Here is a 9295-nt window from a genome sequence, read left to right on the forward strand (position 1 = left end):
TCATAAAAAAACAAAAAATCATGGCAAAAAAAGCTATTGCAGCATTAAAAGAATATTTCAAAGCCGGAAAGAGACCTACTGAAAATCAGTTTGGTGATCTTATAGACAGTTATGCCAATTTGGATGATAAAACTATTTTCCCGGATAATTATAAATATAAAGATCTGTATGTTGAATTTCCTCATCAACAGGGAGATCTGGCAGTAGATGTCCTTTTGGGGAATACCTATCTGAACGGAAGTGTGGAAATTGAAATGACAGGTACATTTGCCAATCAGTCAAGTGTGGGTATTATAAAAAAACAATTTGAGGTCGGAATTAATCCTGATGGGTACATCTGGTATCCCACTACAGCAAGAATTGTAGAAGCAGCGGGAACGATTTTAGATAATATTTATATCGGAGACATTGTATGGGATTCATCAAGAAATGAATATAAACTGACTATTTACCACACAAGTACCAATAAAAACCCTTATGCCATAAGAATCAAACAGTTTTCTTACGACAAAGCATTTATAGATCAGGCCAGACTTTCGGATATATACGTAAAACCATTTGTTGAGCAAAGAAGGCATTCCGTACATTATAATGATAATGTGGGGATCGGAACAGCAGACCCGAGATCTAAGCTGGATGTCTGGGGCAATGTTCTTGCCGGAAGAAGTGATGCTACGGAAGGGATTAATGCATTTTCAATCCGTTACGAAAAAGGCTCTGTTAATAACTGGGGATCATTGAGAAGTGGTGCCGAAACGTATATGAGTTACGGCGCTAAAGCAGATAATACAACGGCTTATGGCTGGTTGTCAGGTTCCGGGTCTTATTCCAGTTATAAAACAGCAGTTACAGCAGGAAATGACGGGATCAGATTCCTGTCCTCCGCTTATGAGAAAGTTCCTCAGGAGTCGCCGGTTGCTATGTCTGAACTGATGAGAATTGTTCCCAATGGAAATGTCGGAATCGGTACAGTAAACCCGCAACAAAAGCTTGATGTGAACGGATCAATTGTATCTCAGGCCGCCAGTAATGAAGGAGGATCAATTTTTTTTCAGAACCACAAAAAAACAGCGCCTGGTACTGCTCATCAATGGGCCATCTATAATATGACCGGTGGGTATGGCGATGGGCTGCAGTTTTGGAGTTATTCTGCCGATGGAACTAATTACGGTTCCAGAATGACTATTGCCGATAACGGAAATGTAGGGATCGGAACCGCAACTCCTCAGGCAAAATTGGATGTTTTCGGAGGAATCACAGTGGCTGCAGGATTTCCTATCCAGTTCGGCGGGAATGATTCATCTCACAGTCTGAAATATAAGAGGACTAACAGTGATAACTCTTTACTGGATGGGCCTTTCCTTTCCGGCTGGACAGGAGGTGCGTTGGGGATTAAGAAGAATGATATTGAATTCAATGTTCTGAGCTGGAAAGAAAGTGGTAATGTTGCTATCTATGGTAAACTGGAGGCAAAAGATGTGGTGATCACAGCTACCCCTACCGCTGATTATGTTTTTGCATCCGACTACAACTTAAGAGGAATCAAAGATCTTGGAAAATTTATTAATGAAAATAAGCATCTCCCTGAAATTCCTTCCGCAAAAGAAATGACGGATAATGGGCTTTCAGTAGCAGATTTTCAGATAAAGCTTCTCCAGAAAATCGAAGAACTTTCACTTTATATCATCTCACTGGATCAGGAAATTGATCTTTTAAAATCAAAATAATTATGGCAAAAAAAACAATAGCGGCATTGAAAGAATATTTCAAAGCCGGGAAAAGACCAACGGAAAGTCAGTTTAATGACTTGATAGACAGTTATGTGCATCTCGATGATTTATCAGAGTATACTGCTACTGTAGAATTTCCTACAGATTATCAGGTCGGAGACTATATCGAATTTTTACAGGTAGAGCCATCCAGCGCCCGGGCCGGTGGATTTTTTGAGATCTCTATCGTTTATACCCGAAATAATACAGCCAGTGCAGCTACTCATATTGCAGCGATTTCTCATGCAAATCCGGATGTATGGAAAGAGTGCGGAACAATCAACAAGAATAATTATGTGGATGGTTCTGACAATAATAACCTGACAGTAGATCTGAATGGCGGAGCGTGCAGATTCCGTATCAGAGCAGTTCAGACGTATGGTGATCCTAATCAAACCCTGAAAGTTTTCATTAAAGTACGATCCATCAATAAAAATGATAACTGGACTGCATTAAATAACAGGGGAAATACTACTGCAGCAGTTCCTTTTCAGCCCATGAGTAATGAATGGAATCTATGGGTAGGAGATCTCAGGTCCGATGGAAGTGCTAAAGTAGGGTTAAAAGTTAATAAAGACGGGAATGTAGGTATTGGAACAACGAAACCTGAAGTAAAACTGAATGTAGTACAGGAAAACGTGTTAAATCAAAACTCTACCATGGCCAAGTTTACGATGAACGGAGCAACGGGCGGAAGTAATGTCGTAAGTCTTTCTTACCACAATAAAGCTAATTTAGAATTGAACTCCGGATTTTCAGGCCTTGGAAAAAGGTATGGCAATTATTTCGATTTTAATATCGAAAATGACAATTCTTATGACCTGAACTTTGGTGCTATTAATTTAGTCACAAGCCAAAAAGTTCAGATGACCATCAGACCTGGAGGAAATATAGGGATTGGAACGGAGGATCCAAGAGCTAAATTAGACATCTGGGGAAATATTCTTGCCGGTAATACCCATGCAACAGACGGGATTAATGCCTTTTCCATCCGGTATGAGGATGGTTCGGTCAATAACTGGGGATCATTACGAAGTAGTGCGGAAACCTATATGAGCTTTGGCGCCAAAGCGGATAACAAAGTCGCTTCAGGATGGGTGTCCAGTAGTAGCTCTTATCCAAGTGTAAGAACAGCAGTAACTGCAGGTAATGAAGGGATCAGATTCTTATCTTCCACTTATCAGCAAGTCCCGCAGAATGCATCGGTTGTGATGTCTGAACTGATGAGAATCGCTCCGGGCGGAAATGTGGGTATAGGAACTCAAAATCCTGATCAGAAACTTACGGTAAAAGGGAAAATCCATGCGGAAGACGTGATCGTTGATACAAATGTTCCTGCAGATTATGTTTTCCAGAAATATTTTGACGGCCAGTCTTCCATCAGACCTGAATATCAAATGCTTGATATTGAAGACCTGGAATCTTTCGTCAGAGAAAATAAACATCTTCCGGAAATTCCTTCAGCACAGGAAATGACTGAAAACGGACTTTCTGTAGCAGATTTACAAATGAAAATGCTTCAGAAAATTGAAGAATTAACACTTTACATGATCTCCATAAAAAAGGAGGTTAATGTTTTAAAATCAAAATAATCATGGCAAAAAAAATAATTACAGAATTAAAAGAATATTTCAAAGCCGGAAAAAGGCCGACTGAGAGTCAGTTTGGTGATTTAATAGACAGTTATGTACATAAGGATGAGTCATCAGAGTATGTAACCAGTGTGGAATTTCCGGGCGGTTTTCAGGTAGGGGATTATGTGGAATTTTTACAATTTGCTCCGGCAAGTGTGGGAGCAGGTGGATATTACGAGATATCAATTACCTATACCAGAGGAAATATTGCAGCTGCGGCAACACATATTGCAGCAGTTTCGCATGCCAATCCAAACACCTGGAGAGAATGTGGTACTGTCAATGAAAACAATTATGTTGATGGCAATTCAAGTTATAATTTTACGATCGATGTGAACGGAGCAATAAACAGATTCCGTATCAGGGCAGTTCAGACGTTTGGTGTCGCAGATCAGGCTCTGAAGGTTTTCATTAAAATCCGATCTGTTAATAAAAATGATGCATGGACTGCCTTGGATGTCAGAGGAAACAACCCTACATCTCTTCCTCTTCAACCTATGACCAATGAATGGAATCTTTGGGTAGGAAACCTGACGTCCAGTGAAAGTGCCAAAGTTGCGCTAAAAGTTAATAAAGAGGGAAATATCGGAATTGGAACCGAAGCTCCCAAAACTAAACTGGACGTCAGAGGAACTGTTTTTGCCGGAAACGGTGACGGCACACAGGGAAATACAGCAATGGCAATCCGTTATGAAGACGGTTCGGTCAATAACTGGGGATCATTAAGAAGCAGCGCAGAAACTTATATGAGTTATGGAGTAAAAGCTGACCCTTATACCGGTTTAAAATGGTTGTCATCCAGTGGTGTTTTCCCCCGCTTCAATACAGCAGTCGTTGCAGGATACGAAGGAATTAAGTTTTTGAGTTCAGGCTATAAACAGACTGCTTTAGATCTGCCGGTAGATATGGCAGAACTCATGAGAATTAGTCCGAATGGAAATGTAGGAATCGGTACAGAGAGCCCACAACAAAAACTCGATGTAAGAGGATCAATTGTATCACAGGTAGCCAGCAATGAAGGTGGAGCTTTCTTTTTACAGAATCCAAACAAAACGGCAGCCGGCACCGCTCATCAATGGGCTATTTATAATATGACCGGCGGATATGGTAATGGTTTACAGTTCTGGAATTACTCTGTAGATGGAGCATATGGACCAAAATTATTTTTATCAGATGCCGGAAATATGGCTTTATATGGTAAGATTGAAGCGAAAGATGTAGTGATTACTGCAACCCCTACTGCGGATCATGTGTTTGCAGCAGATTATAATTTAAGGGATATGGGTGATCTTGAAAAATTTATTACTGAAAAAAGCCATCTTCCTGAAATTCCTTCTGCCCAAGAAATGACAGACAGTGGACTGTCTGTAGGCGATTTTCAGATCAAACTGCTTCAGAAAATTGAAGAATTAACATTGTATATGATCTCCATGAAAAAAGAGATTGATGTTCTAAAAGCAAACTAATCATGGCAAAAAAAACAATTGAAGCTTTAAAAGAATATTTTAAAGCCGGAAAAAGACCTACTGAAAGTCAGTTTGGTGACCTAATGGACAGCTTTGCCAGTCTGGAAGATCCGAACGTATTTTCACCCCATTATAAAGAGAAAAGTAATTTTAAATTCGTATTCCCCAATCAGGTAGCAGATCAGGCTATCGATGTGCTGCTTGGGAATGGTATTATTCATGGCTGGCTGGAAATTGAAGTTGCCGGTTTCTATAATTATCAAAACAGTGTAGGCACCATAAAAAAACAGATTGTAATAGGTGCTTTTAACAATAACAATGTCTGGAGACCTCCGGTATCAAGGATCATAGAGGCTTCAGGTGAAATCATTGATAATATTTATATCGGTGATATTGTCTGGGATGATGCTGTTAAACAGTATAAAATAACCATTTATCATACCAATTCTCAGGGGAATGAATATGCTGTAAGACTGGTGCATCATTCCACCACAACCGCTATGGCAGATAAAGCCGTTCTTTCAGAGGTGTATACCAATGCACTTACAGGACAGAAAAAGCATTATGTTCACTACAATGAAAATGTGGGAATTAAAACCAAAAACCCTGGTGCTTCGCTGGATATTCAGGGAAAAATATTATTAGATGCTGAGTCTCCTGTTGCAGGAGGTATCGGAATCAGAGGATATGATACCATGTGGGCAAGGGGATATTTTTTTATTTCTTCAGACGGAACTCAAAATGCAGGGGGCTTTGGAGCTGTAGGAGAGCAGAATCAGATTTATCAGTACTACATCGGTAAATATGAAAATATGATTGCTTCATTTAATCCTGAAAATAAGCATAGCACATTTGTAGGAGATGTTGAATCATACGGAGAAGTAAAGTCCAGAAGCCAGAGAGTCTATGACTATTCACCGGTACTGTTTCTTGATAGAAGTGTTGACTACGGTGGATATGTTCAGGGAGTTCAGACCAGATTATCCGATGGCTCCAACAACTGGTTTTATGGAAATGCCGGGCCGGATCTTTTTGTGGTTTCATCAGGAACTTATAGTGGCGGAAGACAGTTGACGATTAACAGAAATGGTAACGCTGCTTTTCAGGGAAAAGTAGAAGCTAAGGATTTTGTGGTTTCTACTACTCCTACAGCAGATCATGTTTTTGCCCCAGATTATCATCTGAGAGAAATCGGGGATCTTGAAAAGTTCATTACGGAGAAGAATCATCTTCCTGAAATTCCATCAGCAAAGGAAATGACAGAAAGCGGACTTTCAATAGGAGAGTTCCAGATTAAACTCCTTCAGAAAATTGAAGAATTAACATTGTATATGATCTCTCTGAAAAAAGAGATTGATTCAAAACCCAATTAATTATGGCAAAAAAAACAGGGACAGAGCTCAAAGGCTATTTTAAAGCCGGGAAAAGACCTACTGAAATTCAGTTTGGTGATTTAATTGACAGTTATGTACATTTAGATAATCCTGAAATCTTTCCGGCCAATTATAAGCATAAAGATTTTAGTATCCGATTTCCTCATTTGCAGGCTAATATGGCTGTAGATATCTTATTTGGAAATAACCGGGTGAACGGAAATATGGAAATTCAGATCGTAGGAGCTTACAATAATGAAAATACGGTGGGAATTATCAGAAAACAGATTATTATGGGCGCCAATACGGATAATGGTATCTGGAATGCTCCGGTATCAAGGATTATTGAGGCGTCAGGACCCATTGTGAATCATATTTACATCGGAGATGTGGTATGGGATTCGGCACTTACTCAGTATAAATTGACGATCTATCATACCCGTTCTACAGGAAATACTTATGGAATAAGGGTTGTACAGCATTCCAACACGACTGTTTTCCTGGAGAAAGCATCGGTTTCAGATATTTATGTAAACCCGCTTTCCGGACAGACTAAGCATTTCGTGAATTATAATGATAGTCTCGGAATCGGGACTCCCTTACCGGAAACCAGTCTGCATGTGAAAGCACCGAAAAACCAGGGACACTCCAATGTGGTTGGTGGCTTGTTTGACAGAAGTGAGGCAGCCGGCGGAAGTAATATTGTGCAGTTGAAGTATCATTCCACAGCTGATCTTGAACTGAACTCTTTTTATACCGGAACCAATTTCAGATACGGTTCTTATGGTGACTTTAATTTGGTCAATAATATCAGCGGAGGTGTCCACGGCGGAATCAATCTTGTAACCGATGCACAGACAAGATTGAAAGTACATCCTACCGGAAATGTAGGGATTGGAATAGACTATATTAAAGAATCCAAACTGACGGTTTACGACGGAAGAGAAGCAGGGACCAGCAATTTTCAGCTGAGAACCAACCATCTGAGAAATCCGGACAGGTATTTTATGAAAAACGTTATCAATGGGACCGGAACTGAAGATGTGACTTTCTCATTAAGACATGACGGTCAGATGTATGTTTCCGGTAATGTAGGAATAGGAACCCAAAACCCCGATCAGAAGCTTACCGTAAAAGGAAAGATCCATGCAGAAGATGTTATTGTGGATACCAATGTTCCCGCAGATTATGTTTTCCAGAAATATTTCGACGGGCAGTCTGAGATCAGACCGGATTATCAGATGCCCACTATCCATGAACTGGAAGATTTCGTGAGAGAAAACAAACATCTTCCTGAGCTCCCTTCTGCAAAAGAAATGTCACAGGACGGGGTGAATCTGGGAGAAATGCAAATGAAAATGCTTCAGAAAATCGAAGAATTAACTCTTTACATCATCTCTTTGAAAAAAGAAATGGATTCAAAACTTAATTAATCATGGCAAAAAAAACTAATACAGAATTAAAAGAATATTTTAAAGCAGGCAAAAGACCTACAGAGGCTCAGTTTGGTGACGTAATAGACAGCTTTGCCAGTCTGGAAGATCCACAGCTGTTTCCTAAGAATTACTATGAAAAAAGACTAGGTCCCCTGGAATTTCCCCATGTGGTAGGTGACCAGGCTGTAGATATTCTGTTAGGAAACAGGGGAATGTCCGGCAGGCTTGAAATAGAAATTGTAGGAACGTGGAATTACGTCAATAGCGTTGGAAATATCAAGAAACAATTTGAGATTGGATTCAATCCGGATAACGGAGTATGGTATACGCCCAGTTCCAGAATTGTAGAAGCTGGCGGACTTATTGTTAATCATATTTATATCGGAGATGTTGTCTGGGATACAGCTATTAATCAATTTAAAATAACGATTTATCATACCCATTATGCAGGAAACGTATATGATGTCAGAATTACTTATCACAGCCCGCTTGATACACAGGATCTTAATGATGTGAAATTTTCACAAGTCTATACTCAGCCGCTTACAGGGCAAAGAATTCATTATATCCATTATAATAATAACCTTGGAGTAGGGACTGCCTTGCCAAAAGCAAAGTTGCATATCTTACATGATCCGAGCTCAGATCCTATCGATGCCATGACTGTTGATGTCGGATCATTTGGAGACCCTCAGAATGCCGCTAAGAGCCATTACTTTAGAGTCAGAGATATTGGCGGAAGCAACAGCGTACCTTTTATTATTAAAGGATCCGGAAATGTGGGAGTTGGAACTGAAACACCGGCGGCAAAGATGAACATCGTTTCCGGATATTTGGCTCCCGACAGTCAGGGGACCTTGATGTTGGGAGATCCTACGCAGATCAATTTAAGATTGGGATATACCGATAGATACAGCTGGATTCAGGGACACGGATCAGCACCATTGTACATCAATCCTCTTGGAAACAATTTAATTTTAAACAGAGATTCAGGCCATGTCGGAATCGGGACGCAAAATCCGGACCAGAAGCTTACCGTAAAAGGAAAGATCCATGCAGAAGATGTTATTGTGGATACCAATGTTCCCGCAGATTATGTTTTCCAGAAATATTTCGACGGGCAGTCTGAGATCAGACCGGATTATGTGATGCCCACTATTCAGGAACTGGAAGCTTTCGTGAGAGAGAATAAACACCTTCCGGAAATCCCTTCAGCAGAAAGAATGTCAGAAGACGGAGTTAACTTAGGAGATTTACAAATGAAACTCCTTCAGAAAATCGAAGAATTAACACTCTATGTCATCTCTCAAAACAAAGAGATTGAAGACCTGAAGTCAATCATCGGAAAATAATATCAGAATATTGATTACCTTTTAAAATAAGAACTCCTTCAATCATTGTATTGAGGGAGTTTGTTTTTTTATTAACGAACCATCGCGGGCACAGAAGACAACTTAACGTATAATAATAAAAAAAACCTCTGACTAATCAGAGGTTTTCAAGTGGTTTCTCCAGGAATCGAACCAGGGACACATGGATTTTCAATCCATTGCTCTACCAACTGAGCTAAGAAACCATTTATATTTTTGTTTGACTTACTTCGTTGTTTTAAAGTGA

Annotated in this window: 6 protein-coding genes and 1 tRNA gene; 6 read left to right on the top strand and 1 reads right to left on the bottom strand. The window is 39.9% G+C overall.

Annotated features, from left to right (window positions below; all coding sequences use genetic code 11):
* Positions 1-20: 20 nt before the first annotated feature.
* The 6 genes from JO178_RS21435 to JO178_RS21460 are packed head-to-tail and all read left to right on the top strand — an operon-like array spanning position 21 to position 9030.
* Entirely contained in the window at positions 21-1727 is a 1707-nt protein-coding gene (locus JO178_RS21435; RefSeq protein ID WP_291940382.1) for a hypothetical protein, read from the top strand.
* Between the two features lie 2 nt (positions 1728-1729).
* A complete protein-coding gene (locus JO178_RS21440) occupies positions 1730-3361 on the top strand; it encodes a hypothetical protein (protein ID WP_291940384.1) in 1632 nt (543 codons plus the stop codon).
* 2 nt (positions 3362-3363) lie between these two features.
* Positions 3364-4869 carry a hypothetical protein gene (locus tag JO178_RS21445; protein WP_291940386.1) on the top strand — a complete coding sequence of 502 codons (1506 nt, stop codon included), beginning with the start codon at positions 3364-3366 and terminating at the stop codon, positions 4867-4869.
* Between the two features lie 2 nt (positions 4870-4871).
* Positions 4872-6242, top strand: coding sequence for a hypothetical protein (locus JO178_RS21450; RefSeq protein WP_291940388.1), 1371 nt, complete (start codon positions 4872-4874; stop codon positions 6240-6242).
* 2 nt (positions 6243-6244) lie between these two features.
* Positions 6245-7675, top strand: coding sequence for a tail fiber protein (locus JO178_RS21455; RefSeq protein WP_291940390.1), 1431 nt, complete (start codon positions 6245-6247; stop codon positions 7673-7675).
* Between the two features lie 2 nt (positions 7676-7677).
* Positions 7678-9030, top strand: coding sequence for a hypothetical protein (locus JO178_RS21460; RefSeq protein WP_291940392.1), 1353 nt, complete (start codon positions 7678-7680; stop codon positions 9028-9030).
* Between the two features lie 151 nt (positions 9031-9181).
* Here the strand turns inward: JO178_RS21460 and JO178_RS21465 are convergent.
* A tRNA-Phe gene (locus JO178_RS21465) sits at positions 9182-9254 on the bottom strand.
* Positions 9255-9295: the final 41 nt, after the last annotated feature.

This window comes from Chryseobacterium sp. (assembly GCF_019236175.1).
GTDB lineage: Bacteria > Bacteroidota > Bacteroidia > Flavobacteriales > Weeksellaceae > Chryseobacterium.

What these genes read in the sequence shown, in the direction of transcription:
- JO178_RS21455 (WP_291940390.1), top strand. Translation starts at nt 6,245, where the DNA reads ATGGCAAAAAAAACAGGGACAGAGCTCAAAGGCTATTTTAAAGCCGGG.
- JO178_RS21450 (WP_291940388.1), top strand. Translation starts at nt 4,872, where the DNA reads ATGGCAAAAAAAACAATTGAAGCTTTAAAAGAATATTTTAAAGCCGGA.
- JO178_RS21460 (WP_291940392.1), top strand. Translation starts at nt 7,678, where the DNA reads ATGGCAAAAAAAACTAATACAGAATTAAAAGAATATTTTAAAGCAGGC.
- JO178_RS21435 (WP_291940382.1), top strand. Translation starts at nt 21, where the DNA reads ATGGCAAAAAAAGCTATTGCAGCATTAAAAGAATATTTCAAAGCCGGA.
- JO178_RS21445 (WP_291940386.1), top strand. Translation starts at nt 3,364, where the DNA reads ATGGCAAAAAAAATAATTACAGAATTAAAAGAATATTTCAAAGCCGGA.
- JO178_RS21440 (WP_291940384.1), top strand. Translation starts at nt 1,730, where the DNA reads ATGGCAAAAAAAACAATAGCGGCATTGAAAGAATATTTCAAAGCCGGG.